The organism is Alcaligenes sp. YSL9 (assembly GCF_030515105.1).
GTDB classification, from domain to species: domain Bacteria; phylum Pseudomonadota; class Gammaproteobacteria; order Burkholderiales; family Burkholderiaceae_B; genus Alcaligenes; species Alcaligenes phenolicus.
The window spans coordinates 826,632-852,180 of record NZ_JALXJU010000001.1 but is presented as its reverse complement, the minus strand read 5'-3'; the positions used below and the strand labels follow the sequence as shown (position 1 = coordinate 852,180).

General features: G+C 53.5%; 26 protein-coding genes. 15 read left to right on the top strand and 11 right to left on the bottom strand.

The window, feature by feature from the left end:
• Positions 1 to 25 precede the first annotated feature (25 nt).
• Together M2Q46_RS03965 and M2Q46_RS03960 are read right to left on the bottom strand one after the other, a co-directional pair.
• The gene (locus M2Q46_RS03965) at positions 26 to 589 is read right to left on the bottom strand and encodes a YceI family protein (RefSeq protein WP_035271687.1); all 564 of its coding nucleotides are present in this window, start codon (positions 587 to 589) and stop codon (positions 26 to 28) included.
• Entirely contained in the window at positions 586 to 1,155 is a 570-nt protein-coding gene (locus tag M2Q46_RS03960; protein ID WP_035271685.1) for a cytochrome b, read from the bottom strand. The genes M2Q46_RS03965 and M2Q46_RS03960 overlap by 4 nt, the downstream gene beginning before the upstream one ends.
• A gap of 215 nt (positions 1,156 to 1,370) precedes the next feature.
• Here M2Q46_RS03960 and M2Q46_RS03955 point away from each other — a divergent pair, with 215 nt between their 5' ends.
• Entirely contained in the window at positions 1,371 to 1,955 is a 585-nt protein-coding gene (locus tag M2Q46_RS03955) for a hypothetical protein (RefSeq protein ID WP_035271683.1), read from the top strand.
• A gap of 156 nt (positions 1,956 to 2,111) precedes the next feature.
• Here M2Q46_RS03955 and M2Q46_RS03950 read toward each other — a convergent pair whose 3' ends face one another.
• The gene (locus M2Q46_RS03950; protein ID WP_302356825.1) at positions 2,112 to 2,477 is read right to left on the bottom strand and encodes an SH3 domain-containing protein; all 366 of its coding nucleotides are present in this window, start codon (positions 2,475 to 2,477) and stop codon (positions 2,112 to 2,114) included.
• Between the two features lie 180 nt (positions 2,478 to 2,657).
• On the opposite strand from M2Q46_RS03950, the gene M2Q46_RS03945 reads away from it, so the two are divergent.
• The gene (locus tag M2Q46_RS03945; protein ID WP_247966793.1) at positions 2,658 to 3,782 is read left to right on the top strand and encodes a tyrosine recombinase XerC; all 1,125 of its coding nucleotides are present in this window, start codon (positions 2,658 to 2,660) and stop codon (positions 3,780 to 3,782) included.
• A 73-nt stretch (positions 3,783 to 3,855) separates the two neighbouring features.
• Positions 3,856 to 4,317, top strand: a complete 462-nt coding sequence (locus tag M2Q46_RS03940) for a GNAT family N-acetyltransferase (protein WP_035271679.1) — start codon at positions 3,856 to 3,858, stop codon at positions 4,315 to 4,317.
• Between the two features lie 154 nt (positions 4,318 to 4,471).
• Here the strand turns inward: M2Q46_RS03940 and M2Q46_RS03935 are convergent, their stop codons facing one another.
• Positions 4,472 to 6,583 (bottom strand): hypothetical protein, encoded by a 2,112-nt coding sequence (locus M2Q46_RS03935; protein WP_302356824.1) that lies wholly within the window; start codon positions 6,581 to 6,583, stop codon positions 4,472 to 4,474.
• Between the two features lie 11 nt (positions 6,584 to 6,594).
• Positions 6,595 to 7,035 carry an aegerolysin family protein gene (locus tag M2Q46_RS03930; protein ID WP_302356823.1) on the bottom strand — a complete coding sequence of 147 codons (441 nt, stop codon included), beginning with the start codon at positions 7,033 to 7,035 and terminating at the stop codon, positions 6,595 to 6,597.
• Between the two features lie 277 nt (positions 7,036 to 7,312).
• Between M2Q46_RS03930 and M2Q46_RS03925 the strand changes: the two genes are divergently transcribed.
• The 4 genes from M2Q46_RS03925 (at position 7,313) to pap (ending at position 10,525) form a co-directional block, all read left to right on the top strand.
• On the top strand, positions 7,313 to 7,501 hold the full coding sequence (locus tag M2Q46_RS03925; RefSeq protein ID WP_302356822.1) for a hypothetical protein: 189 nt from the start codon (positions 7,313 to 7,315) through the stop codon (positions 7,499 to 7,501).
• A 23-nt stretch (positions 7,502 to 7,524) separates the two neighbouring features.
• The gene (locus M2Q46_RS03920) at positions 7,525 to 7,704 is read left to right on the top strand and encodes a hypothetical protein (protein ID WP_240688292.1); all 180 of its coding nucleotides are present in this window, start codon (positions 7,525 to 7,527) and stop codon (positions 7,702 to 7,704) included.
• 290 nt (positions 7,705 to 7,994) lie between these two features.
• Entirely contained in the window at positions 7,995 to 8,756 is a 762-nt protein-coding gene (locus tag M2Q46_RS03915) for a glucose 1-dehydrogenase (protein ID WP_035271677.1), read from the top strand.
• A gap of 239 nt (positions 8,757 to 8,995) precedes the next feature.
• The gene (gene pap, locus M2Q46_RS03910) at positions 8,996 to 10,525 is read left to right on the top strand and encodes a polyphosphate:AMP phosphotransferase (protein ID WP_302356821.1); all 1,530 of its coding nucleotides are present in this window, start codon (positions 8,996 to 8,998) and stop codon (positions 10,523 to 10,525) included.
• Positions 10,526 to 10,599: 74 nt separating this feature from the next.
• Here the strand turns inward: pap and M2Q46_RS03905 are convergent, their stop codons facing one another.
• The 4 genes from M2Q46_RS03905 to M2Q46_RS03890 form a co-directional block, all read right to left on the bottom strand.
• Positions 10,600 to 11,058, bottom strand: a complete 459-nt coding sequence (locus M2Q46_RS03905) for a hypothetical protein (RefSeq protein ID WP_035271590.1) — start codon at positions 11,056 to 11,058, stop codon at positions 10,600 to 10,602.
• Between the two features lie 18 nt (positions 11,059 to 11,076).
• Positions 11,077 to 12,279, bottom strand: coding sequence for a formate-dependent phosphoribosylglycinamide formyltransferase (gene purT / locus M2Q46_RS03900; RefSeq protein WP_060185305.1), 1,203 nt, complete (start codon positions 12,277 to 12,279; stop codon positions 11,077 to 11,079).
• 150 nt (positions 12,280 to 12,429) lie between these two features.
• Positions 12,430 to 14,019: a multicopper oxidase family protein gene (locus M2Q46_RS03895; RefSeq protein WP_302356820.1), complete on the bottom strand. Its 1,590-nt coding sequence runs from the start codon at positions 14,017 to 14,019 to the stop codon at positions 12,430 to 12,432.
• A gap of 582 nt (positions 14,020 to 14,601) precedes the next feature.
• Positions 14,602 to 15,669 carry a DNA-binding protein gene (locus tag M2Q46_RS03890; RefSeq protein WP_302356819.1) on the bottom strand — a complete coding sequence of 356 codons (1,068 nt, stop codon included), beginning with the start codon at positions 15,667 to 15,669 and terminating at the stop codon, positions 14,602 to 14,604.
• A gap of 189 nt (positions 15,670 to 15,858) precedes the next feature.
• Here M2Q46_RS03890 and M2Q46_RS03885 point away from each other — a divergent pair, with 189 nt between their 5' ends.
• The 5 genes from M2Q46_RS03885 to M2Q46_RS03865 all read left to right on the top strand — a co-directional run bounded on the left by M2Q46_RS03885 (position 15,859) and on the right by M2Q46_RS03865 (position 20,595).
• The gene (locus tag M2Q46_RS03885; RefSeq protein WP_239054266.1) at positions 15,859 to 17,058 is read left to right on the top strand and encodes a tyrosine-type recombinase/integrase; all 1,200 of its coding nucleotides are present in this window, start codon (positions 15,859 to 15,861) and stop codon (positions 17,056 to 17,058) included.
• A gap of 147 nt (positions 17,059 to 17,205) precedes the next feature.
• On the top strand, positions 17,206 to 18,138 hold the full coding sequence (locus M2Q46_RS03880) for a LysR family transcriptional regulator (protein WP_203144630.1): 933 nt from the start codon (positions 17,206 to 17,208) through the stop codon (positions 18,136 to 18,138).
• A gap of 103 nt (positions 18,139 to 18,241) precedes the next feature.
• Positions 18,242 to 18,913, top strand: a complete 672-nt coding sequence (locus tag M2Q46_RS03875; protein ID WP_239054265.1) for a DsbA family protein — start codon at positions 18,242 to 18,244, stop codon at positions 18,911 to 18,913.
• A 45-nt stretch (positions 18,914 to 18,958) separates the two neighbouring features.
• A complete protein-coding gene (locus M2Q46_RS03870) occupies positions 18,959 to 19,984 on the top strand; it encodes a cyclase family protein (protein WP_302356818.1) in 1,026 nt (341 codons plus the stop codon).
• A gap of 170 nt (positions 19,985 to 20,154) precedes the next feature.
• A complete protein-coding gene (locus M2Q46_RS03865; protein WP_060185080.1) occupies positions 20,155 to 20,595 on the top strand; it encodes a YtoQ family protein in 441 nt (146 codons plus the stop codon).
• Between the two features lie 148 nt (positions 20,596 to 20,743).
• On the opposite strand, the gene M2Q46_RS03860 is transcribed toward M2Q46_RS03865, so the two are convergent.
• A complete protein-coding gene (locus M2Q46_RS03860; protein WP_115633659.1) occupies positions 20,744 to 23,206 on the bottom strand; it encodes a heavy metal translocating P-type ATPase in 2,463 nt (820 codons plus the stop codon).
• Between M2Q46_RS03860 and M2Q46_RS03855 the strand changes: the two genes are divergently transcribed.
• Complete coding sequence (locus tag M2Q46_RS03855; RefSeq protein ID WP_021446589.1) at positions 23,151 to 23,330, top strand: hypothetical protein; 180 nt, start codon at positions 23,151 to 23,153, stop codon at positions 23,328 to 23,330. The genes M2Q46_RS03860 and M2Q46_RS03855 overlap by 56 nt on opposite strands.
• Positions 23,331 to 23,345: 15 nt before the next feature.
• On the opposite strand, the gene M2Q46_RS03850 is transcribed toward M2Q46_RS03855, so the two are convergent.
• Positions 23,346 to 23,663 (bottom strand): DUF4148 domain-containing protein, encoded by a 318-nt coding sequence (locus tag M2Q46_RS03850; protein WP_026482562.1) that lies wholly within the window; start codon positions 23,661 to 23,663, stop codon positions 23,346 to 23,348.
• Positions 23,664 to 23,802: 139 nt separating this feature from the next.
• On the opposite strand from M2Q46_RS03850, the gene M2Q46_RS03845 reads away from it, so the two are divergent.
• The gene (locus M2Q46_RS03845; protein ID WP_026482563.1) at positions 23,803 to 24,756 is read left to right on the top strand and encodes a LysR family transcriptional regulator; all 954 of its coding nucleotides are present in this window, start codon (positions 23,803 to 23,805) and stop codon (positions 24,754 to 24,756) included.
• 103 nt (positions 24,757 to 24,859) lie between these two features.
• On the top strand, positions 24,860 to 25,534 hold the full coding sequence (locus M2Q46_RS03840; protein WP_080748042.1) for an ankyrin repeat domain-containing protein: 675 nt from the start codon (positions 24,860 to 24,862) through the stop codon (positions 25,532 to 25,534).
• Positions 25,535 to 25,549 lie beyond the last annotated feature (15 nt).

Here is a 25,549-nt window from a genome sequence, read left to right as displayed (position 1 = left end):
AGGGAGGGGGCGCTGATGCGTCTGCTTACTTGGCATCAATCTTGAAGTTGACGGTGATCTCGTTGGCCACGATGTCGTAGCTGGACCAGGAGCCTTCACCGATAGAAAAATCGCCACGCTTGATTTCAAAGGCACCGCTAAAAGTGGCTTTGTCGCCTTCGGGAGCCATGGTCGCCATGACAGTGACGGGTTGCTCACGGCCTTTGATCTGCAGCGTGCCTTGCACTTCATATTGCTGGTCGCTGACAGCGCGGAAACTCTTGGAGCTGAAAACGGCCTGGGGATGCGCGTCAATATCGAACCAGCGCACGTCTTGCAATTCATCATCGGCTTCTTCTGAGCCGGTATCAACGCTATCCAGCGCGACCTTCAAGACCACCTTGGACTGATCCAGGGCGTCGGGGTTGAAGTTCAGTTCGCCTTCAAATTTACGGAACTGACCATCCAGCTTCACACCCATCTGGGAATACTGAAAGCCGATTTCGCTATTTTGGGTGTCCAGAGCCTGGTAGTTCTTGGCATTGACGGCCAGACTGGTGCTCAGGCCCAGAGAGCCGATCAGCAGGGACACGAAGACAGATTTTTTCATGATTTGGCTTTGCCTAAAGTAAAGGTGATGCGGCCAAGCAAGCCGTCACGGTCTATGAACTGATGCTTCAAGGCCGCCAGAACATGCAGGCTGACCATGGCAATCAGGGCGTAATTCAAAAAGATGTGGACTTGGACCAGCAGCTCGCCCAAAGGTTTATCTTTGGAAACCAGATCGGGCAGGGGGATCACGCCAAACCACACCGTCTGAAAGCCTTTGGCAGAACTCATCAGCCAGCCTGTCAGGGGAATACCAATCATCAACAGGTACAACGCGGCATGACCACAGTGGGCCAGAGCCCGGCTGAAAACAGACATACCAGGGGGCAGAGCAGGGGGGCGGTTGAACAAACGCCAGAGCAGGCGCAGGATCACCAGTACCAGCAAGGAAATACCGGCCCATTTGTGCCAGGAATAGACTTGCAGTTTCAAAGGGGACAGGGGCAAGGTTTTCATGGTGTAGCCCACGGTCACCAAGGCGGTCAGGGCCAGTGCCATCAGCCAATGCAAGATGCGTGCGACTCGGGTGTAGCGTTGGCGATTCACTGGAACAGGGGTGATGCTCATTGATAATGCCTTTCATTTACGAAGCCAAGAAACTTTAACCTGTTTGTAAGCATCGTAAAAGACCAGATTTTGCAATGCAGTAATGCAATATTGGGGGGTATTGGTCGTGCATCTCTTGCAAGATGACTATTTTCTTGCAGCGTGTGACAAGGCTTTCAGGGTGGGGTGGGGGCGGGCTAAACTCCTTTTTTCAGCTCGCAAGCAAGGAAGTCTCTATGTGGAAAACAGCGTTGGTCGTCGTGGTAGCCGGTTTGTTGGCAGGATGCCAGGACTCGAAAAAGGCCAATGAGGAAAATTTCAGCACGGCAATCCAGAGCTATCTGGATACGCGAGACGGCTTGTGTGTAGGAGTGCCTGGACGTGTGTATCCCTATCAGGCCGAGCACGATTCCCCCTTGATTGTGGAAGATCGAGCTCGTCTGGCTGCCTTGGCCAAGGTAGGTTTGTTGCGTCAGGTAGGAAAGGAAGAGGCACCGCGCTACGAGCTGGATGCCAATGCAGACACCTATTTGCGTCGTTCCAGCTCCGAACAGTCGCAGGGCGAGCATGATGCATTTTGTACAGGCCGCCTGGTTCTGGACCGTATCAATTACTTTACCGAACCGGCCAGCGCAGGTGGGTTTACCGTCAGTCAGGTGAGTTATGTCTATCATCTGGCCGATGCGGCGGGCTGGATCAAAGATAGCGCGGTTCAGGATACCTACGAGGATCTGCGCGCGTTGACGGCCCAGGAAGTCGAGGGGCAGGCACGAATGATTCTGACCAATAAGGGCTGGGTTCATCAGAATCTGTACAGATAGCCCGGTTCAATAGTGCAGCTTTGCATGATTGAGAGCTTGGGACGCAAGCAGCGAACTGTGCTTGGCAAGTAGCCGTAACGATGCGGCCGTTGTCACTTGTATTGTTGCAAAGCGTTGCCCTGGTGCTGCTGTTGCTGCCAGTCTCGCTGCCAGCAATCAGGTTTCAGCAAGCAGGGGAGAGAGGTGGCTGATAGGCACCCAGCCCAGGGCGCCATCCCGGGGGCGCTGGCACCAGCACCAGCCATTCAGGATTTTCTCTCCTTGAACCCGATCGCCTTCATCCACATTCATTTCCAGCGCGCTGTAGTCTTGCAGGGCGCGACCGGTCCCAGCATCGGGCAGGCGCTCGATAATTTGTTCGGGCACCCATCCTCCAGGGTGTTCCTGAGTAGAGCAGTAAATCCAGTTATGCCAGTCTTCCGGGCCTTGATACCGTTCCCCAACTATAAGAAAGTCGCCTTTTTTCAGGACTAAGGGATTTGGATACTCAGAGCGATGTGGGGTGGTGACCAGGTACTTCATCGTGGCGTAGCTCGCAAAGGTTGTCAGGCTGTAGCATTGTACGCATTAGCATGAGACGAACATGCTTTCCAAGAACCTTCCTGTTTCTCCTTTATTCGCTTCCCCTTAGCGTCGAGTTAGACCTTGCCATACAGACTGATTCCCCAATAAAATGCAATTAACGGAAAAGATGGGTGCGAAATGAAAAAACGGTCTACAAGAGAAGAAGGGCAGTTTGATCTGCCTATTTTAGGCTCGCAGGCCGCCGACATTTCGGCGGAGGCCTTGTTTGATACCTGGTTGCAGCATCAACGCCCACCCATGGCACCCAGCACGCAGCGGGTGTATCGCACCTTGTGGCGGCGCTTCTTGCAGGCACTTCAGGATCATAAAAAGCAGTACACCCAGATCAAGCCTGTGGATATACGGAACTTTTTGAGCAATCTGGACGAAGTGCGCCGCCCGCAGCGTGAACGCTATCAACAAGTAATCGCCCGTGCTTATGAAGAACTATGCCGCCAGGATGGACGCTCCGAAAATCCTGCACTGGCCCCCGCCATCAACGACCCCTTCAAGGAAAGCTGGCGCCAGGCCCCTGACAACCAGGCCACCCAATTTCTTTCTGTAGATCAATGCTCTGCCACCATCAAGGCATTGCAAAATCGATGGCGTGTCCTGGAGTTGGCCAGTGATATGACCATTGCCGCCCGTTGGCGTGAATATCGTGATATGACGATTGTGGCTGTGATGCTGGGCACAGGCTTGCGGCCGGTGGAGTTGGGGCAGTTGCACCCTTCAGCTATCGGAGTGGCCCAACGCAGGGCCGACCCGGTGGAGTCGGACGAAGCAGATGAGGAGCACACCACGCAATGGCGCGATGGAACTATCCTGCTGAAATTGACTGGAGCGGCCAAGCGCGAGGTCGTAGCCCCCATATGGTGCGAAGCCATATTGCGTAGCTGGCTGATTTTCAGTGGTGCAGAGGACGCTTCAGCTTGGGCCAAGGACAGCCGCGTTTTCCCCGGCTCTCGTCAAATCAGCGCTGCCCGACCCCAGGCACAAATGAATCCGGCCACGCTGGCTCGCATTGTCAGCAAATGGGGCATCAAGCAGATGGATCTGGTGATGACGCCTCAGCGTCTGCGCAATACCTTTGGGGCGGGTTTGATCGAACGAGGTTTTTCCTTGCCTGAGATCGAAGAAATTATGGGTTATGCCCCCGGTGCAGCCAGTGCCTGGCGCCTGCAGGCGTCCTGGCTAGCATGGCTGGAAGCGCAAAAGACTCCGGCCGATCCCGCAATTACCGAGAATACGCAATCGGAATGAAGGGCTAGTCACGGTTTCGTCAGCTCCGGGAGGCATAATTTCAGATCCATTTCGCTTTATTGAGGAGTTTGAAGTGACGTCGACACCTGTTTTTCGTCGTGCTGTGGCAGCGGATCTGGAGGCCATCGTAGCCATGTTGGCCGACGATATTTTGGGCCAGAAACGGGAAAACACCAGCCTGCCTTTGGCTCAGTCCTATCTGGACGCTTTTGAGGCGATAGAAGCGGACCCCAATCAGTATCTGGCCGTTGTAGAGCTGGATGGCACGGTTGTGGGCACTTTGCAGATCACGTATATGCCAGGCCTGTCGCACCAGGGCGCGTGGCGTGGGGAGATTGAGTCTGTACGTATTGCCAGCGCAGCCCGTGGTACGGGTTTGGGGCGTTTGATGATTCAGTGGGCCATCGAACAATGCCGTGCACGCAATTGTCATCTTGTGCAGCTTACCTCGGATATGGCTCGTATCGATGCACATCGGTTTTATGAGCAACTGGGTTTCACGGCCAGCCACAAGGGTTTCAAGATGACGCTGTAGGATTCTTTCTTCAGGACGGATCTGGGCCAAGAGCGGTCATAGAACAAGAACTATAAGCACCGCATTAATGGAAAAGCTCCCCAGACATGACTGATGCCTGAGAAGCCTTTCATGGGGGAGACTGTTAAGGGAATTGCCTGAGTTTCAGGCCAAGTTATCCAAATATACTGTTGATTTTCTCAACGGTTCCGATATAGGTAGTGCTTATTTTTCTCAGGGTGTAGGGAACGGTATAAGTCCAATCCTTAGACCAGGAATCGCTGCTTAAGGTGCAAATGTTGAGATTGCCCAATTCTTTTTCCAAGGCGGCAAATTGATCTTGTAGAGATTGGCTTGACGCAAGACTCCGGCCCTGGCCTTGACCCCGCCATTGAACTCCCTTGGCGGCAGAGTATGGAATAGGTATCAACCTGACACTGTCGTTAGTCAGAATCCCTTTGTCTTTATCAGCCGTTAGCTTCATTGCCATTTCTCCGCCTTTGGTGAAAATCATTTTTTCAGGCAAGGCTTTTCGCAATAGCATGAGGGACGGCCCGAAGGCATAAATATCACCATTCGTATCAATGAACGGGAGCATTTTTATGAACGAGCTAAACGCAGTCGGATTGTTGCTCCCATAGCTGCAATAAGCAGCCTTGTAGGTCACCTCGGGATACGGTATCGGCTTAACGTCGATAATTTCACTGCTCACTGATTGATCCCCAATGAGCAGGCCCAGACCAAGCTCCGCGTTACGTAAGAAACCAATTTCGTTCCAGGCGGTATAAATCTTCTTGGCTTCATCGCTTAAGGAGTTGAATGCGATTTCCACCGCATCGTCACTCTCTACGTTGTCGCTCAATACACCCTGTGCAATTTTGAACGAATCGGCTACTTGAGACGCTGAATTAAGATGGCAGAAATCCAGCTTGATATTGCAAGCGTTAAAGGTATTGTAAATAGTGTTCAAGGTGGACAAATCTTGCATCATGCAACGAATTTTCAGGATGTACTCGGCCACTTCAGCATCGTTGATTTCGTTCATGTATCCCATCGACATCCATGGGAAAATATCTGACCAGTTTGCTATCCAGGCGCCTAGAACGGCGTAGTCTGAGCTTGAATCCAAACTGCTTGTTCTGACCCCTTGAAGCGAGATGTTCTTCTTCCTTCTGGAGACGCTTCCTTCTGCTAACACGTCCAATGAGTTTTCCTGTACTTTGGAGGCCAGGTCGTTTAAGCCATCAATATTGTTCTTGTCCCGAACAGTTGATTTGAATTCTTCAAACGTTAAATTCGGGTTCGTTTTTTTGGCTTCTTCATATCCGGACGCGAGCGAGAATTCTTCAGAATCACCCAGCTTTTTAATAGTATCCAGCTTTTCCGTTACCCCTTCATTTTTTTCCGGTTTGAGAAAATCAGGGATTTTTGGAGGAGGGCTTACTGAACTTTGCATAGGCGCTTTATCCAGCAGGCTAATTCCTGAAATCTCGGCAAAGGACTTGTTGGCAACAACATCAAACCAGGAATTTACCTGGCTTTCAACGCAACCCCCACTGGCGAGAGCCTTGCAAGATACCTCAACTTCAGAGCTTTGATCTTTTTGAGATCCATTATAGGTTTGCGCTATGGATACGGAACTTCCTATCCCTGAATAGCTGAATTCAGCCGTTTCTCCATACTTCCAGCTGTCTTCTGATTTTTTGCTCGTCATCTCCGTAGAAACAGAGCCCATTCCACCCCAGATGGCTCCAACGACCAGGCCATCCCCGTAGGATGAAATGAAGTTCTGCAGAGATTTGACCCATTCTTTCATGAGCTCGTCTTTTTCTGTAGACGATCCAGTGCAGTCACGGGCAGCAATAAATTTCTCTAAAACCTTTAACGAAAGATTTTTAGGTCCTGCGCTTAAGGAATTTAATACGTCTTCTACCGTCAGGTTGTCAAAGTCTATGTATTCTATTCCCGAGATCATGGAAATGTTGTAGGAAACTTTAATAGACTTGTACTCCGAAGCAGTCGCATTGCTGACGGATACAGCAACTGCTGACGTAAACTTGGCGATCCCCGAGGGGCCATAGGCTCCTGAAAAGCCAATGGTTCCCTCGTTCAAGGAGTCAGTATAGACATATTGGCTTTTACCACTCATACCCATTTCAATTTCTTTTTGGGTAATCATTCTGGTAATTGGATTTATCAGAACCGAAGGTTTGAAATCATTCCCAAGAACAGTAGATCCAACTGTGATTCCCAGTAATGGGTTGATGGATTTAGCTTCTATGCCCATGATTTTCTCCCTTAGGATTTTTTGACAACAGTAATGAAGATGTTGCCTGTTGCGCCGCTTGGGCTGCCGCCACCTTTTTTGCTCACTGTGTAGTTTTCTTTATCCTTTACGGTGAGTTCATCACTGTTGGAACCACTCCAGGGGCAATCCCAGTAATAATCGAAAACTAATTTATCACCATCGTATAAAGAAAAGCCTCCTTCCGTTCCAGATGAAGCATTTTCACGTCCGCAAGAGGCAATGGTGTATGAGTCTTCGTCTTTAATAATGGTGCCATTGATTTGGCTAGGACTTATTTCCTTATCCTTATTTCCAGGGACATGAAACTTTCCCCACTTAAGATAAGCGCCTTCTATTTTGAAGTTTGAGTTAACAACGAAGATGGTGATTTCTATCCATTGTGCATAAGCCCGAACCTTGCTTTCTTCAGTTGCAATATCTTTAGCAGTCATGGTTAAGCCCTTAGCTTGTTAATTAAGTTGCGCCTAACTACATTGTTTTGCACTTATGTGCAAGCAGAGAATAGCAGTTGAATTGTTTTAATACAATTTAATTTAAATAAAAAAATAGCTGCTTTTCTATCTTCTTTATTATTCGCACCCTAATTTAAATTAATATCGTAATTACGATGTTTTTATATGAATGAATTGTCTGAATTTTTCTTGATTAGTACGAAAACTGTTTTCTGCCCCTTCAGTCATGGCGTTGGCCCACTGTAGGTCTGACCTGGTGGAATGGGACAACGTAGTGAAAGCACGTCACGCATTGGTGCGATCGGACCAAGCAGCTGAGCAAGCCATCGTAGCCATGCTGGCCGACGATAATCTGGGCGAGAAGCTGGTGAACATCGGCCTGCCTTTGGCTCAGTCCTCTCTGGAAGCCTTTGCGGCGATAGAGGTAACCACAATCAGTATCTGACGGTTGTTGAGCTTGATGGTGCGGTGGCAGATGCTTTGCAGATCACGTATATGCCAGATTTGTCGCACCCGGAGGAGTGGAGTGGAGAGATTGAGTCTGTGCATATGGCTAGCGCAGCTCGTAGTAGGGGATTGGCCCGTTTGATAATTCAGTGGACTATCGAACAATGCCGTGTGCGCGCAAGTGCCACCTTGTGCAGCTAAGCTCGGATACGGCTCGTATCAATGCCAAGCTGGCTATTTCTTTGGTCAATTTGCCGTCCTTCAAACTCAAAGGGCATTTGCCGATAGGCAACCCTGTACTGAATCCGGCGCTTGGAATCACAAACTCGAATACTTTCATGAAGACTAGACCGGCTTTGCCCCTGGCATCTTGCAGCATAAAGGTCGGGATTACCTCGTCCTTTATGCTGTCTGGAAAAATGGACAGCTAGCCCTGAGCTTGGTTTTTAGCCTTATGATGTTTTCTCAAACTGTATGTTGGAGATAGGCAGATGGGTGTAGCGTCAAATTATCCAGTCATATTGATTACCGGCGGGAGTCGAGGGATAGGTGCTGCGACGGCGCGTCTGGCGGCGAAGCAGGGCTATAACGTTGTTCTTAGCTATGTCGCCAGTGAATCTGATGCCTTGTCAGTGGTCGCTGAAGTAGAGGCGACAGGTCGTCAAGCTGTTGCTTTCAAGGCGGATTGCGCGGACCCGGAGCAGATTACTCAGCTCTTTGAGCAGGTTGACCAAAGGTTTGGGCGGATTGATGTTTTGGTAAATAACGCAGGCGTGTTGTTTCAGCAGTCTCGTCTGGAAGATCTCAGCTTCGAGCGTATACAACACACTTTTGCGGTCAACACGATTGGTCCCATGCTTTGTGCGCAACAGGCGGCCAAACGCATGGCTTATCGCCATGGTGGGAAAGGCGGTTCTGTCATCAATGTTTCCTCTATAGCGGCCAAGCTTGGCAGTCCAAACGAATATGTGGATTACGCCGCTTCGAAAGGAGCTTTGGAGACTTTCACAACAGGTTTTGCTAAAGAGGTTGCCCGAGAAGGGATTCGTGTTAATTGTGTTCGGCCTGGGCATATTTATACCGAGATGCATGCCAGTGGCGGCGAGCCAGACCGTGTAGACCGATTAAAGGACAGCATCCCGATGGGCCGTGGTGGCCAAGCAGAGGAAGTGGCGCGTGCAATTTTATGGCTAGCCAGCTCTGAGGCGTCCTTTATCACGGGAACATTCCTGGATGCGAGCGGTGGCAAGTAGCCATTGAGGGTGACGAGGTTTTGGGCCTTGAGATACGATGTTCTGGATAATTATAAACATCGCATAATGTATATTATGTAAAGTCAATGATCGATAGACTTTGAGCCCATTCCCTTAAGCACCTGTTTTTATCGCTTGTCACTCCTCTCTCTTCTTCCGGATTATTTTTGCTCTGAAGGTAGTTAAGTCTTCCCTTGCATGGTTATAGTGAGCAGCTATGTAAATCGGAGCAAAGCACCATGGGCCATGTACTACAGTTTGCCGAACGCGATCCCAGCTTGAGTGATGACTTGGCCAAGGCGCAGATTGAAATCCTGCGTGAAGCCTTGCTGTCCAAGCAGTACGAACGTCTGGATAAGGCAGATCAAACCCTGCTGATCGTGGTGGCAGGTATGGACGGTGTGGGTAAAGGCTCTGCTATCAATACCTTGAACACGTGGCTGGACCCTCGTCATGTGCACACTCTGGCGTTCGGCAAGTTAAGTGAAGAAGAAGCCATGCGCCCTTTGATGTGGCGTTATTGGAATAGCTTGCCCGCTCGTGGTCAGACGGGTTTGGTGTTTGGTTCCTGGTACGCGCCTTTGATGAAAGAACTGGGCCGTAAAGAACCGGATCCGGCCAAGATTGCTTTGTATACCCATCTGATTAATCGTTTTGAAGCGCAGTTGGCCTATCAAGGCGTGCAGGTTTTGAAGCTGTGGTTCCATCTTTCTGCGCAGGCTCAATTGGATCGATGCGCTACCTTGATGTCTGATCCTAGTACTGCCTGGCGTGTCAGCAAGGCTGACCTGAAAGTTCATAAGCAATTCAATCGCTTGCGCAATGCCGCGACGCAAACTATCAATCTAACCCATCGGAATTACGCCCCTTGGGTTGTTATCCCTAGCGCAGATAAGAACCTGCGTGATGTGTCTTTGGCCAAGGTGGTGTTGCAGGCCATGGACAAGCCTATTGTCCCGCGTCAGGTGAAAGAGCCGCATGCCTTCCCGTTTCGCTTGAACGTCCCGACTGCTTCGCTTCAGTCCCCTCCTCCTGAAGAATCTGTGCAGGATTACGACGCCGAGCTTTTGCATTGGCAGGGCCGTTTATCCTGCGCGGTACGTAGCAAAGCTTTCCGCAAGCACTCTTTGGTACTGGTGTTTGAGGGGCGGGATGCAGCGGGTAAAGGCGGCACTATCCGCCGTTTGACCGAAGCCCTGGACGTGCGCACTTACGATATCCACCCTATTTCGGCCCCTAATACTGTAGAGCTGGCACGCCCTTATCTATGGCGTTTCTGGCGCAAACTGCCGCGTCTGGGGGAAATCTCGATTTTTGATCGATCCTGGTATGGCCGTGTGCTGGTGGAGCGGGTGGAAAAATTGATTTCCCGTGCCGCCTGGCATCGTTCTTACGAGGAAATCAACGAATTTGAGGCACAGTTGCTGGCCAACGGTACGGCTGTGATCAAGTTCTGGCTGGATATTGATAAGGACGAGCAGCTCAAACGATTCAAGGCCCGCGAGGAAACGCCCTTTAAGAATTACAAGATTACGGAAGACGATTGGCGTAACCGGGAGAAATGGACGGCGTATCAACGCGCTGCGGAGGAAATGTTCGCCCAGACCGATACTCACATGGCACCTTGGCATATTGTGCCCAGCAAGGACAAAAAAGCCGCCCGTATTCAGGTTCTGCGTACGGTCGTCGAGACGCTGGAGTCTTTGGATGAGCACATGATCAGCCTGAATGAGCCGGCCTTGTCTGATCAGGTCAGTGAGCAGGTATAAGGCTACACGTGCTTTGTTACCGACAAGGCTTTACTTCGGTTAGGCGTATTGTCGACTTGCCGTGACGATGAGCCTTATAAATCCTGCCGTGCTGCCAGGCTAAGGATTTTGCGCCAACGTTTGGCTTCTGCGGTATGGGCAGGCTGGATTTCCCAACTTTGCGTTGGGTTACGCAAAGTCAGCGTCAATCCCCTGCCCTGCAGCTCGACCGAGTCTATATCCGCAAAAATAAACGCTCGTGTTCCCTGCCCCGTTTGAATCTGACCGCGTTTTTGCAGGGCATCCAGGCGTATTGAACCGTCGGGTAAAGCCAGTTCCAGAATACGCTGGCCTTGCTGCTTTTTGCCGTGAATGGCCAGATAACGGCGTCGCCATACGATGAAGGGGGCCACCAGAATGGCCGCTGCGATCAGCAGGCTCAATATCGCGGCAATAACTCCGGCACTGGCACTGACCAGGCTAAAGAGCTGCATTCCACCATACACAAGCGCCGCAATAATCCCCAGGAAAAGCAGGACGACGATGATGGGCATGGTGGAAAACTCCTTGTTTTAGCGGGCTTGGACTTTTACGGTGGCCGCGGCCTGGCGGGCGTTTGCACGGGCCGTTTCCAGATCAGCGTCTGCGGCCAATGCGACACCCATGCGGCGCTTTTCAAAGCTCTCGGGTTTGCCGAACAGACGGATATCGGTTTGCGGGATGCGCAAGGCTTCAGCCACATTCAGGAAATTCACGTCTTTTGCATCTACACCGCCGTAGATCACGGCGCTGGCGCCGGGCATACGCAAGGCGGTATTCACAGGCAGGCCCAGAATGGCGCGTGCATGCAGTTCAAATTCTGACTGCCATTGGGTGGCCATGGTGACCATGCCGGTGTCGTGTGGACGGGGGCTGACTTCACTGAACCAGACCTGATCGCCCTTCACGAACAGCTCAACGCCAAACAAGCCCTGGCCGCCCAGGTTCTGGGTAACGGCTTGGGCAATATCGCGTGCGCTTTGCAGAGCCGCGGGACTCATGGGCTGGGGCTGCCAGCTTTCTACGTAGTCGCCATCTACCTGCTTGTGGCCGATGGGATCGCAGAACTGGGTTTCGATCTGGCCGTCTGCGCCTACGGCACGGACAGTCAATAAGGTGATTTCGTAGTCGAAGTCGATAAAGCCTTCAACAATGACGCGGCATTGGCTGACGCGGCCACCCGCCATGGCGTAGTCCCAGGCTTTGGCAACATCGTCCGGGCCGCTGATCTTGCTTTGACCCTTGCCCGAGCTGCTCATCAAGGGTTTGACGACGCAAGGATAGCCAATCTTGTCGTCGATAGCGGCTTGCAGCTCTTCCAGCGATTCGCAGAACTGGTAGGGGCTGGTGGGAACACCCAGGGTTTCAGCGGCCAGGCGGCGGATGCCTTCGCGGTCCATGGTCAGGCGAGCCGCACGGGCCGTCGGAATGACGCGTACCTTGCCTTGGGCTTCCAGCTCTTCCAGCACGCCGGTGGCAATGGCTTCAATCTCGGGCACAACCAGGGTGGGCTTTTCTTCTTCGATCAGGGCGCGCAATTGTTCGGCATCACTCATGGTGATGGTGCGCGAGTGATGGGCGACCTGCTGGCCAGGTGCGTTCTCGTAGCGGTCCACCGCTATGGTTTCTACCCCCAGGCGTTGCAGCGCAATCAGTACTTCTTTGCCCAGCTCTCCCGAGCCCAAGAGCATGATTTTGTCCGACGACGACGATAAAGGGGTGCCCAACAGGCTCATGGCGCGTGCTCCGCTGAAAATGAGAAATTCAAAAGCGGTATTGTAATGCAGGCGACGCCGGGTTTTTTTCAGGCAGGACTGCTTTGTCCGCCCTGCTGGCACACAGGCTTGCAGGGCGGATGTTTTCAAGGTTCTACATCAGCGGTCAGGCTACTCCACCATTAGCTGCGCCATCATGCCCAGGTCCTCGTGCTCCAGAATGTGGCAGTGGAACATGCGCAGGCCGGGCAATTCCTGGCGGAATGCTAGCCGGACCGTCTCATTGGGCCGCAGATTGACCGTGTCGCGCCAGGCCCGGAACGCCTCCGGTACGGACTGCATCCCGGTTTGGCGCGCCAATACCTGAAACTGTGTGCCGTGCAGATGGAAAGGATGGTCCATATGGGAATCGTTAATCACATCCCAGTACTGCCACTGCCCTGTTGGGCAACGCAGGTCGATGCGGTCCATGTCGTAGACCTGATTGTTGATACGGAACATGGAACGCATGGCAGCCATGCCGGGCATCATATCGTTATCCATGCCTGCCATACCCTGGTGGTTCATCTCGGATGAGTTTGTCATACCAGAACCGTGCCCAGACTGCATGTCATGGTTCATGGGCATGACTTCGCTGAACACGACTTTTGCGGTACTGGCGGCTGCTGGAATGGCAGGGATTGCGCGTAATTGCTTGGGCAGTTCGATTTCCTGATGGCGGATTTTCAGTGTTGCCAACGTCAGGGTTTCGGGACTTTCCTGCACCATCATTTTTTGCCGATCGTAATACAGTGCTTGCAAGCTGCTATCCAGATCTTTATCCACCTGGATAAAGAACTCCACCCGTTCGGCCGGGGCCATCAAAATCGACTCGGCCGCTGCCAAGGCTTGCTCTAACAGTCCGCCATCTGTACCGACTTGAACCAGCCGAGCGCCGGGGATGTGCAGCTTCAAATAACGGGCAGAACACGAGTTCCAGACACGGATGCGTTCTGCTGTGCTGGCCTGGATAAGGGGTTGGCGTTGACCATTCAGCAGCACGAACTGCCCTTCCCTGCCGTTCATCCAGTCAGGACCTGTGTTGGCCGGAATATGGCCATTAATGTCCAGCCGCAGATCGCTAATGGCCCAGTGTTGCTCCGTGTAGTCTTTCAATGGGTCTTTGGGAGAGCGGACAATAATTGTCCCGCCCAATCCGTGGGCGACTTGCTCACCGCTTTTGCCATGAGGGTGTGGGTGATACCAGTACGTACCGGCGCAGCCTTCGGGCAAGGTAAAGCGGTAGTAGCGGCTTTGTCCTGGCATCACCGCGTCTTGTGGGTTGCCGTCCTGATCAGAGGGAACCGGCAAACCGTGCCAGTGGATGGTAGTGGCCTGATCCAGCTGGTTTTCAAACTCGATTTCTACTTGGTCGCCCTCATACAGTTCGATCAGCGGGCCGGGAGCTTGGCCGTTGTAAAGCCAGAGTTCGGTGCTTTTTCCATCTGCCAGAACGCGTTGATGGGCAGCAGCAGTAATTTTGGCCTGGAAAAGCCCTTTTTTCTGACTACTGTTTTTAAGTACAGGTAGAGCTTGCAGAGCCTGGCCAGCCGGCATTTTTTCTATGGGCATCAGGCCTGGGCGGGTGCTCATGCCGTGACCGTGCATACCTTCAGACATGGAGCCGTGGTGCCCCATCATGCCCTGCCCCCAGCTTCGCATAGGCAGGCTACTCAAGAGGCTGGCACCCAAAGTCAGTTTAAAAAAATCGCGTCGTTTCATGGGTTTATCCCTATCAATCATCAATACACACGTACCACCCAGGCTGGATCAGCACAGGCTTTTAGCGCTTGGGCGGCAATTAAAACGAGATGATCAGGACGAGCGCGGAGGTGGCTGGGCGGGGCCAATCAGCCGGGAGACGTAGTTTTGATGCAGGGGAACGGGAGGGAAAACGGGCTGTAATGCCACCGCTTCAGGTGGTGGAGCCTGCGTCGCCAGACAAGCGCAGCAACCACTTTTCATTGGAGTGCTGCAATGGTTGGGAGCGCTATGGTGAGATTGCCCCGACGAGGCATGTTGCGCTTGAACAGTGCTGCGATCCGTATGTTGAATCGTGGCGTGTGCGGCAAAGCTGCTACTCACACTCATGCTGGCAAAAAAAACAAGCAGGCCGACTAATAAAAGCCAGCCTATTGTTTTGCGAGATGAAATGGGGGCGCGCAGCATGGGCAAAAGCTTAGCATAAGCCTTCTGTGCATCGTTTGCGCTAAAACAGACCGTTACACGCAGTGGTCTATCCAGGCGATTGAAAGTGCAGCAAATCAACCTTACGGATGGCTGGCATAGGCTGCTAAATAGATTTTATTGTTCAGGATCGTTCTTGATCAGGCGTCGCTTCAACCGTAGGGGGCGTACAGGCTGGCTTTGGGCTTGTTCCAGTTCCTGGCTGAGTCGTTGGGCTGTTTTGCGCGCCTCTTCATTCTCCCGCTCCAGCAAAGCGGCGCGAGTACGCAACATTTGCAATTGCCCCTGCATCTCTTTGGCCAAGTTATGGCTGATATCCATAGCCGCTTGCATCGCGCGGCGCTCGCCCTGCTCTTGCCCCAACTCCTGGCGCAGTTTCTGCATTTGATCCTGCTGTTTGTTCAGCTCCTGTTCGTGAGCTTGACGCTGGGTCTTGTTTGCTTGCTCGGCCTCTTCTATTTGCTGACGCAGTCGCGTTTGAATGGAGCGTTCCTTGTCGATTTCCAGTAAAGCACGGCGCTCGTTGGCCTGGGCGCGTTCTTCGGTCAGCTCAATAGCCTTTTGCAGCCGCTCCAAGTCCTGGGTGAATTGCTCACCTTGGCGGCGCAGTTCTTGTTGAACCAATTGTTTTTCGGTTTCCAGCTCGTTTTGACGTTGTTTGGCGTGCAGCAAGTCTTGTTTCAGAGCTGCTTGTACCTGACTGGCTGCCTGTAGTTCTTCTTTCAGCTTTTCTATATGGGCTTGGGCATTTTTCAAGGCGCTCTGCTCTGCTTCCAGTGCCTGTTGGGCCTCCAGGGTTTGGGCTTGAGCCTGTGCGACGCGTTCATCAGCCTGAGTCTGGTAATGCAGCATCTGCTGCTTCGAGTGCCCCATCGCTTCTTGCCAGATACGACCCAGCAGCTCCCCCGTCAGGGCTTGTAGCTCTTCAGGCATGTCGGCCACATCCAGCCGAACTCGACTTTTATCCCGCAAATCTTCCCAGAACGTCTGTAGTGCCTGAGCCGGAGCGCTCATGCTGCCTTTGCGCACCAATTGGTACAGCTTGTTGGCCGTAGGTGTGACGCCATAGCGGAAAAACAGGAGTGCGGCCACTTCTTTGTACAAAGTCTGCGTATGGCTGAAGCGATCACGTAACTGGGCAACATCGACCAGGATTTGCCCCTCGTTTGGCTGGCTTTGCTCCATTTTTCCACCTTTGTTGATAATTTAATTAATAATACAACGTAATATATAAAATTATCAACAAATTGGATTCTATAATTTGACATTATCTCTATAATGTCAAGTATGTGACCCTAAACAGGCTGATTGGCACAGGCACGGGTTTGAAAGCCCTTCCCTGCTCTCTTATCGCCTTCGTTTTTCTGCTTATTCATGGAAATAGCCAACACTTCGCCCTCAACCGACCTGGGATCGGACGATATTGCTCAATTGCTGGCTCGTTTTGACGGGCGGCAAGGGGCCAACCGGTCTATCGGCGGACGTGCACAGATTGAGGCGCAAACAGATATAGAGGCATTGCGGGCCTGGTTGGCGCGCTATATAGATAGTCCACGCACCTATGCGAACTACCGCAAGGAGGCGGAGCGCCTCTTGTTATGGGCGGTATTGGAGCGTCGCAAGGACTTGTCCTCGCTTAGCCTGGAAGACATCCTGGCCTATCGTTTGTTTCTGGCGGACCCTCAACCCGCTCATCGCTGGGTGGTTCAAGGGCGCTCCCGCCCTGCCCGTCACCATGCGGCATGGCGGCCATTTGCGGGGCCCTTGTCTGAAAGCAGCCGGAATCAGGCGTTATTGATTCTGAACTCTTTATTTAGCTGGCTGGTACAGGCGGGGTATTTGGCGGGCAATCCTTTGGCCTTGTCTCATCAGGGCCGACGTCAAAAGAAAACCACCGCCCCCCAGCAACGGTACTTGACCCGGTTGCAATGGCGTTGGGTACAGGATTACATCCAGGCCCTTCCTGAAGATACGCAGAGCGAGTTGCGCTATAAAGCCCGCGTACGTTGGCTCTTTTCCATTCTTTATGGCGGCGCCCTGCGCATTTCCGAACTGGTTCAGGCGCGTATGGCCGATGTTCAGGAACGTGTTGATGCGGGAACGACGGCTCAATGGTGGCTGCATATCCACGGCAAGGGCGACAAATGGCGTCGTGTGCCTTTAACGCAAGAGCTGTACGGCGAATTGATGCGCTACCGACAAGCGCATGGGCTGGAAGGACCGCCCCAGGCTTTGGAGCCCTATCCTTTATTAATGTCCGCCGGTGCCAGCGACAAGCATTTGACGCGGGCCATGGCGCATGTTCTGGTCAAACAGGTTTTTCAAGGTAGTGCGGATCATTTACGGAGTCTGCATCCCGATCAGGAGTCCCAGGCCCGTACTCTGGAGCAGGCCTCGGCTCACTGGCTGCGTCACTCGGCGGGTTCTCACCTGGCTGATCAAGGGGTGGATCTACGTATCATCCGTGACACTTTGGGCCATGAGTCTATCGCTACGACCAATATCTATCTGCATGCGGATGATGATCAGCGTCACCAGGCTCTGGAGCAATCCCACAGCCTGGGTTGGAAATAAGGGATTCGCTTCGAGACAAGAAAATCAGACGCAGACAGCCCGCGGCAATGCGGTAGGATACGATTCCTGAGGGGGCTGCGTTCCTGTTTTCAGGCATGTTTCCCGCCCAAGCCTTGCTATAGCTGATTGTTGGAGTACCTATCCCTTATGGACACTTTTAATGTCATGCGCACCTTCCGGCGCATTGTGGAGCTGGGCGGACTTGCCAAAGCCGCGGAGGATCTGGGGATATCCGCAGCGGGTTTGAGCAAGCAACTGCGTACCTTGGAAGCGCATCTGGATACGGTGCTGATCCAGCGCACTACGCGCAGCATGAGTCTGACGGAGACTGGCCGCAGCTACTATGCCGAATGCTGTCGGATACTGGATGAGCTGGACGCTTTGGAGCGCTCGGTCAAACAGCAGTCCCAGCGCGTGACGGGGACCTTGCGCGTGAATGCCCCCTTGTCGTTTGCACTTAGCGTCCTGTCGCCATTGATGACGGATTTTCTACACAAGTATCCGGAACTGAAGCTGGAGCTGGTGATGGAAGACCGGATCGTGGATGCCGTGGCTCACGGTTTTGATGTCTCGGTGCGTTTGCGTAGCAGCCTGGATGATTCCACCCTGATTGCTCGTCGCCTCGCCACCATCGAGCAAAAATTATGCGCCGCCCCCACCTATTTGAAGCAGCATGGCCTGCCTCAGACCTTGCAGGATTTGCGCAATCACAAAATGATCAGCTATAGCCTGGCACATACCCAGGGCCTTGCTTTTGATAGTGATTTCGACAGCAATCCTCAACAGCACCCCCCCAGTGGTACGGCTTTGCTGTTTTCAGGTGAGCATAGTCAAGTGAATAACAGCCTGATGCTGCGCGACTTTCTGATTGCCGGTTTGGGTATTGGCGCCCTGCCTTCCTTTCTGGCAGATCCAGCAATTGCTTGCGGGCAGTTGCAACGCGTTTTGCCCGAGTTCGTGAATGAGCCCCGCCATATCTACGCCGTGTATCCGACCAATCGCCACCTGCAACCCAAGGTCAAAGCCTTCGTGGATTATCTGGCCGACCAACTGCCCCATGCCATGTCCAACGCCCTGTAAACAGACCTTTATGAACTCGAAGTAAAAACTGTCTGCACCGCCACGTGCTTATTCTCCGCTCCGGGGAACGCTATTGTGATGACCATCTTACAAGGACATCACAATGCACGATCAAACACACCCGACCCAGCCGCGTGTCTCCCCCCTGATTATTGATTTCTTCCATGACGCCGTCTGCGGATGGTGTTATGTCATGTCGCCACGCTTGCGGCAAGTTGCCGCCGAACTGGGCATCCAGGTCCGCCACCATACCTTTGTTCTGCAAGACAGCCGCGAGCAGATGCTGCAAGCCTTCGGCTCCATGGAGCGCGCCAAACGTGAAATCCTGGGCCACTGGGCCGTCTGCGCCCAACACGACGATACGCAGTCCATCAATATCGAGGGCATGCGAGCACAGAACTTCGACTATCCCCATGGAATGTTGTCCGCTCGGGCGTGTCAGGCGGCGCAGCTACTTTCTGGCGACAACGCCCATTGGGATTACTTCGATGCGGTGCAGCGTGCGCATCTGGCAGAAAGTCGCAATATCGGCGATATGGACACGCTGCTGGAGGTCGCCATTGCGCAAGGCTTTGATGGTGAGGCCTTTCTGAATGCTATGGATAGCGATATCGCGCAGCAGCGAGTTCAAACCGATCGCGCCGAAGCGGTACGGCTAGGGATCCAGTCCATCCCCACTTTATTAGTCTCCTCACGCGAGACCGGCCAAGTGTTGGCCCGTTTGCAGACCCAATCCGCCGAAATGCTCAAAAGCCGTTTGCGCGCTTTGCTGTAAGCGCTGCCCCTTTCTTTCTTATCTACGCTTCATAAAAGGACATCCATGTCGATTCGTTTTTCTCACCGTCTTCTCGGTTTACTGCTGGTTGGTGCAAGCAGCATGAGCGTCTCTCTGGCTCATTCCACTCACCCAGCGAGCAACCCTTTGCCCCTTAGTGCTCAGGAAGTGGGCATCAGCCCCTGGGGGCCGGACGATGAAATTGGTCGCTTGAACCTGATCACTCCTGCTTCCCGGGCTGCCATCTTGTCCCGTCTGGATGGCAGCAAAGTCTATGACCTGGCAACCGACTACTACCTGGGCATGCCCAGCTGGCAGGACGCGGGAGACCCGCACTATCAGTTCTGGATGACCCATACCCCCCGTGGTACCGCAGTGGATGACCCGATGGGAGTTGGCGATGAGATGAACGCGGTTCGTAGCTACACAGGCACGGCTTTTTCCATGTACAGCCATACGGGCACCCATATCGATGCCCTGAATCACTTCGGCATTCATGGAAAGATCTGGAATGGTTTCAAGGCTGATGAGCATCTGGGTGACCGTGGCTGGAACCGTACTGGCATCGAGAAATTCCCGCCCTTGATCGCCCGTGGCGTCTTGATTGATGTGGCCGCCGCCAAAGGCGTAGACATGCTGCCCGACCAATACCGCATCACACGCCAGGACTTGAGGGACGCACTGGCCCGTCAGAAAACGGTGCTGAAAGAAGGCGATATTGTCCTGATCCGTACGGGCCGCATGAAGCTCTTTAATGATCCCAAAGCCTACATGAACGCGCCGCCCGGCATGGGTCTGGATGCTGCTCGTTATCTGGTGGAGGAAGGCGGTGCGATGATTGTGGGTGCGGACAATTTGAGCTTTGAAACCTTCCCTTCCGAGGTGCCTGATGACTACGTCCCCTTGCATACCTATCTATTGGCTCAACAAGGCGCACCGATCATTGAGTTGATTGCCCTGGATGAACTGTCCAAGGACAAGGTCTATGAGTTTGCCTTTATTGGCGGTCCGCTCAAGATCCGGGGCGGTGATGCGGCTCCGCTGCGTCCGGTTGCCATCCCGATTCGCTGATCCACAGGCTTCATAAAGAAACCCGTTTCTTTAGCCCTTGATGCGTTTGCGAATAAGGGCTATCGCGTTTGCCTGCTGTTAGGTGCCGCTCAATATGCTACTGTTGGGTGGGTTTGAATGCGCCGGGCGCCTGTTAAAGAGGCGTCCGGCTTTTCTTTATGGAGTATGTAATGACTTACACCGTTTATCTGTCCGGCGAAATTCACACGGATTGGCGCGAGCAGATTGCTCAAGGTGCAAAGGCCGCTGGATTGGATATTACCTTTACCAGCCCTGTTACCGATCACGATGCCAGCGATGCCGCTGGCGATCACCTGGGACCGGCCAGCGAAGGTTTCTGGCGTGATCACAAATCCTCCAAAATTAATGCCATCCGTACCAGAACCCTGATTGAACAGGCGGATCTGGTCGTGGTGCGTTTTGGAGACAAGTACAAACAGTGGAATGCTGCCTTTGATGCCGGTTTCTGTGCCGCCCTGGGCAAACCGTACGTGACGTTGCACGCCGAAGACATCATCCACCCCTTGAAAGAAGTGGATGCCAGTGCGCAGGCCTGGGCAACTAGCCCCGAGCAAATCGTGGAGATTTTGCGTTATACGCTGAAAGCCTGATCGGTGAAGTCTGGATCATGAGTTTGGCAATATCGCTTTGCTAAAAAATGCCGCCCCAGTTGGGCGGCATTTTTTTCTCTGCTTGAAAGAACCCCTTGGTTTACACCGGGTTCTACTGCGCTGTAGTGAAACGTGTTGTGCGGGTACCTTAGTTCAGCTTCACCCGCCGCAAGCGCAAGGCATTGCTGACCACAAAGACACTGGACAAGGCCATGGCGCCAGCGGCAAACATGGGCGAGAGCAAAGTGCCGTTAAAGGGATAGAGCACGCCTGCTGCTACCGGAATCAGTGCCACATTATAGGCAAAGGCCCAGAACAGGTTTTGACGGATATTGCGCATGGTGGCGTGGGACAAGGCTATCGCGGTGACCACGCCTTGCATATCGCCCGACATCAAGACTACATCAGCCGCTTCAATGGCAATGTCCGTTCCGGTGCCAATCGCAATCCCCACGTCTGCTACAGCCAGAGCGGGTGCATCGTTGATGCCATCGCCGACATAGGCCAGATGTTGATGGGTATCGCGCAAGGCCTGAACCGCTTGCACCTTGCCCTCAGGCATGACTTCCGCCACCACTTCATCAATATTGAGACGGCGGGCAATGGCATTGGCTGTGTGGCGGTTATCGCCGGTAATCATGACGACCTTGATGCCACGGGCATGCAACTGCTCGATGGCGCGCGGCGTGGTTTCCTTGATGGGGTCAGCCACGGCCAGCAAGGCAATGACCTGCTTGTTGCGGGCGGCGTACATGGGGGTTTTACCGTCCTGCGCCAGCGTCTGGGCTTGCTCGGTAAAGGCGGACAGGTCCGCCCCTAATTGCGTCATCAGGCGATCTGCACCCACATGCCATTGGTCAGCTCCGATTTGGGCGGTGACACCCAGGCCTGTCAGGGACTCAAACTGCTCAGCCTTGGGCAAGGTGATTTGCTTTTCCTTGGCGGCGCTGACAATGGCTTGGGCAATCGGATGCTCGGAGTAGTTTTCCAGAGCGGCAATCGCTGCCAAAGCCTGATCCTGGTTCTCTCCGGGTGCGCAGACAAAATCGGTCAGTTCGGGCGCGCCCTTGGTCAGGGTGCCTGTTTTATCCACGGCCACGACTTTTACATCACGCAGTGCTTGCAGAGAGTCCCCTTTACGGAACAGCACGCCAGCCTGTGCGGCTCGGCCCGTCCCCACCATGATGGAGGTTGGCGTGGCCAGACCCATGGCACATGGGCAAGCAATAATCAGCACAGCGACGGCATTGACCAGTGCAAAGCTCAATGCGGGCGATGGGCCAAAAATCAGCCAGACAATGGCGGTCAAGACGGCCAGTGTCATGACGGCGGGTACAAACCACAGCGTGATTTTGTCGACCACGGCTTGAATAGGCAGCTTGGAGCCTTGGGCCTGCTCTACCATGGACACAATATTGGCCAGTACGGTGTCCTGCCCCACGGCGGTAGCCTCAAATTCCAGCGAACCTTTTTGGTTCACTGTGCCACCAATGACTTTATCGCCCTGGGATTTGGACACGGCAATGGATTCGCCCGTCACCATGGATTCATCCACATAGCTCTGACCGGCAAGAACATCTCCATCAACGGGAATACGCTCGCCGGGACGAACCAGCACGACATCGCCCGTATGCAGATCTGCCAGGGGCAGCTCAATTTCCTGACCGTCGCGACGTACACGAGCGGTAGGCGGCTGCAGGCTGAGCAGGCGTTGAATGGCTTCAGACGTGCGACCTTTGGCGCGGGCTTCCATGAGCCGGCCCAGCAAAATCAGGGCGACGATGACAGCGGCAGCTTCAAAGTACACGTAGACGGATTCGGAAGGCAGCCACTGTGGCGCAAAGGTAGCCACCAGCGAGAAGCTGTAGGCCGCCAGGGTGCCCACAGCGACCAGCGAGTTCATGTCCGGGCCACCACGCAAGAGAACAGGAATCCCTTTAGTGTAGAACTCGCGGCCTGGGAACAGCAAAACCAGCGTGGTCAGCACGAACTGGATCAGCCAGCTGTTTTGTGTACCTATGGTGCTGGCTACCCAATGATGGAAAGCAGGCACCATATGGCCGCCCATTTCCAGAATGAAAACGGGCAAGGCCAGCACCGTCGCCAGCCAGAAACGCTTGCGCAGCGTTTCGTAGGTTTGTTCGGCACGCTCGAACTGGTCATTTGTGACAGCCGCTTCGGCAAGGCTGGCAGGATAGCCGGCTTTGCTCACCGCCTGAATCAGCTCAGGAGCTTTCACACCCTGCGCCACTTGCACATGCGCTTTGGCGGTTGCCAGATTGACCGAGGCTTTTTGTACGCCCGGCACTTTCAGCAAGGCCTTTTCAACGCGACCCACGCAGGAGGCGCAGGTCATGTCCTGCACGTCCAGCACAATGTCTTGTTGGGAAATTTTGTAACCACCCTTTTCCACTGCCTGCATAATGGCGTCGACCGGGGCGGCACCCTCAAATTCCACGGTGGCCTTGTTGGTGGCCAGATTTACCTGGGCCGATTGCACACCGGGGACTTTGCCAATAATCTTTTCAACCCGACTGACGCAGGAAGCACATGTCATGCCTTCCACATCTAAAGTCAGGCGTGAGCCCTTGTTTGAAGCGCTGCTTGTCATCGAAATCACCCTTCAATGGATCGTCAATGAAGCCACTTTAGGGCTTGACCCGATGGGAAGGTCAACAGCTGATAAAAAAAACGCCTCCGAAGAGGCGTTTCAAGGGGGAACTACGACTAATTAGGGATCAATCAGCAGCTTAGTAAGCAACAAAGGTGCCGTTGTTGTTGTTCCAGTCTTTGGCTTCTGCGGCAACCTGATCACGGCTCAGCTCGGAGCGGGTATCGATACGTGGGTAGTCGCCCATGGAACCCGTGCTAATGTAGCCTTGCTCTTGAGCAGCAGCCAGTTCTTGAACGACTTGCTGACGGCTCAAAGGAGCGTCGGTCGATTCAATTGCTGGGTAGTTCAGGTTTTCGCCGGTAGCGACATTGTTGGTAGCTGCCATGGCAGTGCCGCTCAAAGCGGTGGCACCAAGAATCAGGCTGGCGATAGTTGCGCGTGCGATGTTTTTCATTATTTACTCCAAATCTACGGTGTGTTTTTCGGTGGTTCGCTGTTGTGTTTAGCGAATCGTTAGATGGAGTATGAGCCTTTCTAAACCTAGTAAAAACCCTTAATATTGCAAACGTATTTCCATTCATGGAACAATTCAAATGAGTACCATTATCGCCGGTCCCCTGCTCAACGACATCGCGATCTTCGTGGAAGTGGCTCGTGCCCGCCACTTTAGCCGTGCTGCCCAAGCCCTGGGAATGCCGGTTTCCACCGTGTCACGCCGTATCCGCGAATTGGAAAAAGAAGTGGGTGTGGCCCTGCTCAAACGCAGTACGCGCAATGTAGATGTGACCGACGCGGGACAAGTGTATTTCGAGCGCTGCCTGGCTGTCGTCGAACAGGCTCGTCTGGCTCATGAACAATTGCTGGATGTGGCTCAGACCCCCAAAGGACGTTTACGGGTTTCCATGCCTGCCAGTTTCAGCATTGTGCTGATGCCCGCCATTATCCGGGGCTTTAATCAACAGTACCCGGATATTGAGCTGGAGTTTGACCTGACCATACGGCCTATTGATTTGCAGGCCGACAACTACGATTGCGTCATCCGTGTGGGTGCTCAGCCTGACTCCAGCGCGGTGGCCACCATGTTAGGACAGATTCGTCTGGGGCTGTATGCCACCCGCAACTATCTGGACCGCAAAGGGCGACCCAAGCATCCTTCTGAACTGGCAGGCCATACTTGTATTTGTGCCCGCCCCGCCAGCTCGGATCGAGTCTGGTCCTTGCGTGGGCCGAATCAGGAGCGCTATGACGCGATTGTGGAAGGTTCCATTACCGTCAATAACGCCATCATGATGCGCAAACTGGCCGTGCATGACCTGGGTATTACCGCCTCTTCCTTGCTGGAACGAAAATTGGATCCGGATTGCGCGCACCTGGAGCGTGTTTTGCCGGATTGGGAGTTTGCGCCTTTCCCTATTCTGGCTTTGCTCCCCTCGCGTCTGATGCCGCAAAAGACTCGCGTGTTCCTTAATTATCTGCGTAGCGAGCTGGATAGATTGATGTCTCAGCCCGAATTGGATGTGGCCGCAGCCGGTCAAGCTTATCCGTAAGAAAATAAGCAGTATGCTTATGAATCGGTGTTGCCCAAGGCCTATCTATGCTATTTATAAACGTTTGGTCCTCTGGGGCCAATGCCATGACGGGGGGAAGCGCATGAAAGTAGTACTGCAAAGCTTGCTGGCTGGAATGGTGATGAGTTTGGCCTTGGGGAGTGGCAGTGTGTGGTCACAAACAGTATTGCTGGAAGCGGTAGAGCAAGGCGATAGCGCCAAAGTGCGCGAGATTCTTTCAGAAAAGCGGGCTCGCGCCAGCGTCAGTGTCAGCGACGATCAAGGGCAAAGCCCCTTGTTACGTGCAACCTGGTTAAACCATATTGATATTGCCCGGCAGTTGATACGTGCCGGTGCGGATGTAAATCAGGCCGACTCCATTCACGACAGCCCTTACTTGGTCGCGGGTGCACAAGGTCGTCTGGAAATCCTGCGCATGACTCTGGAGAACGGAGCCGATCTGCGTAGCGTGAACCGCTATGGTGGTACGGCGCTGATTCCAGCGGCTGAGCACGGTTATGTCGATGTTGTGCGCCTTTTACTGGCGGCGGGGGTCGACCCTAACCATGTGAATTACTTGGGCTGGACTGCTTTGCATGAGGCGATTGTGCTCTCTGATGGCGGGCCGGAACACCAGGAAGTGCTGCGTTTGCTGATCAAGGCCGGAGCGGATGTGAACCTGCCGGATCGTCAGGGAGTGCGTCCCTTGAGCCTGGCTCGCCAGCGCAGCCAGACAGAGATGGCCGAGATTCTGGAACAGGCTGGCGCGAATCCTTAAACGTCGCCGACTCGG

Coding starts and splice junctions, on each gene's coding strand:
- M2Q46_RS03965 (WP_035271687.1), bottom strand. CDS start 589: ATGAAAAAATCTGTCTTCGTGTCCCTGCTGATCGGCTCTCTGGGCCTG.
- M2Q46_RS03960 (WP_035271685.1), bottom strand. CDS start 1,155: ATGAGCATCACCCCTGTTCCAGTGAATCGCCAACGCTACACCCGAGTC.
- M2Q46_RS03955 (WP_035271683.1), top strand. CDS start 1,371: ATGTGGAAAACAGCGTTGGTCGTCGTGGTAGCCGGTTTGTTGGCAGGA.
- M2Q46_RS03950 (WP_302356825.1), bottom strand. CDS start 2,477: ATGAAGTACCTGGTCACCACCCCACATCGCTCTGAGTATCCAAATCCC.
- M2Q46_RS03945 (WP_247966793.1), top strand. CDS start 2,658: ATGAAAAAACGGTCTACAAGAGAAGAAGGGCAGTTTGATCTGCCTATT.
- M2Q46_RS03935 (WP_302356824.1), bottom strand. CDS start 6,583: ATGGGCATAGAAGCTAAATCCATCAACCCATTACTGGGAATCACAGTT.
- M2Q46_RS03930 (WP_302356823.1), bottom strand. CDS start 7,035: ATGACTGCTAAAGATATTGCAACTGAAGAAAGCAAGGTTCGGGCTTAT.
- M2Q46_RS03915 (WP_035271677.1), top strand. CDS start 7,995: ATGGGTGTAGCGTCAAATTATCCAGTCATATTGATTACCGGCGGGAGT.
- pap (WP_302356821.1), top strand. CDS start 8,996: ATGGGCCATGTACTACAGTTTGCCGAACGCGATCCCAGCTTGAGTGAT.
- M2Q46_RS03905 (WP_035271590.1), bottom strand. CDS start 11,058: ATGCCCATCATCGTCGTCCTGCTTTTCCTGGGGATTATTGCGGCGCTT.
- purT (WP_060185305.1), bottom strand. CDS start 12,279: ATGAGCCTGTTGGGCACCCCTTTATCGTCGTCGTCGGACAAAATCATG.
- M2Q46_RS03895 (WP_302356820.1), bottom strand. CDS start 14,019: ATGAAACGACGCGATTTTTTTAAACTGACTTTGGGTGCCAGCCTCTTG.
- M2Q46_RS03890 (WP_302356819.1), bottom strand. CDS start 15,669: ATGGAGCAAAGCCAGCCAAACGAGGGGCAAATCCTGGTCGATGTTGCC.
- M2Q46_RS03885 (WP_239054266.1), top strand. CDS start 15,859: ATGGAAATAGCCAACACTTCGCCCTCAACCGACCTGGGATCGGACGAT.
- M2Q46_RS03880 (WP_203144630.1), top strand. CDS start 17,206: ATGGACACTTTTAATGTCATGCGCACCTTCCGGCGCATTGTGGAGCTG.
- M2Q46_RS03875 (WP_239054265.1), top strand. CDS start 18,242: ATGCACGATCAAACACACCCGACCCAGCCGCGTGTCTCCCCCCTGATT.
- M2Q46_RS03870 (WP_302356818.1), top strand. CDS start 18,959: ATGTCGATTCGTTTTTCTCACCGTCTTCTCGGTTTACTGCTGGTTGGT.
- M2Q46_RS03865 (WP_060185080.1), top strand. CDS start 20,155: ATGACTTACACCGTTTATCTGTCCGGCGAAATTCACACGGATTGGCGC.
- M2Q46_RS03855 (WP_021446589.1), top strand. CDS start 23,151: ATGCCTTCCACATCTAAAGTCAGGCGTGAGCCCTTGTTTGAAGCGCTG.
- M2Q46_RS03860 (WP_115633659.1), bottom strand. CDS start 23,206: ATGACAAGCAGCGCTTCAAACAAGGGCTCACGCCTGACTTTAGATGTG.
- M2Q46_RS03850 (WP_026482562.1), bottom strand. CDS start 23,663: ATGAAAAACATCGCACGCGCAACTATCGCCAGCCTGATTCTTGGTGCC.
- M2Q46_RS03845 (WP_026482563.1), top strand. CDS start 23,803: ATGAGTACCATTATCGCCGGTCCCCTGCTCAACGACATCGCGATCTTC.
- M2Q46_RS03840 (WP_080748042.1), top strand. CDS start 24,860: ATGAAAGTAGTACTGCAAAGCTTGCTGGCTGGAATGGTGATGAGTTTG.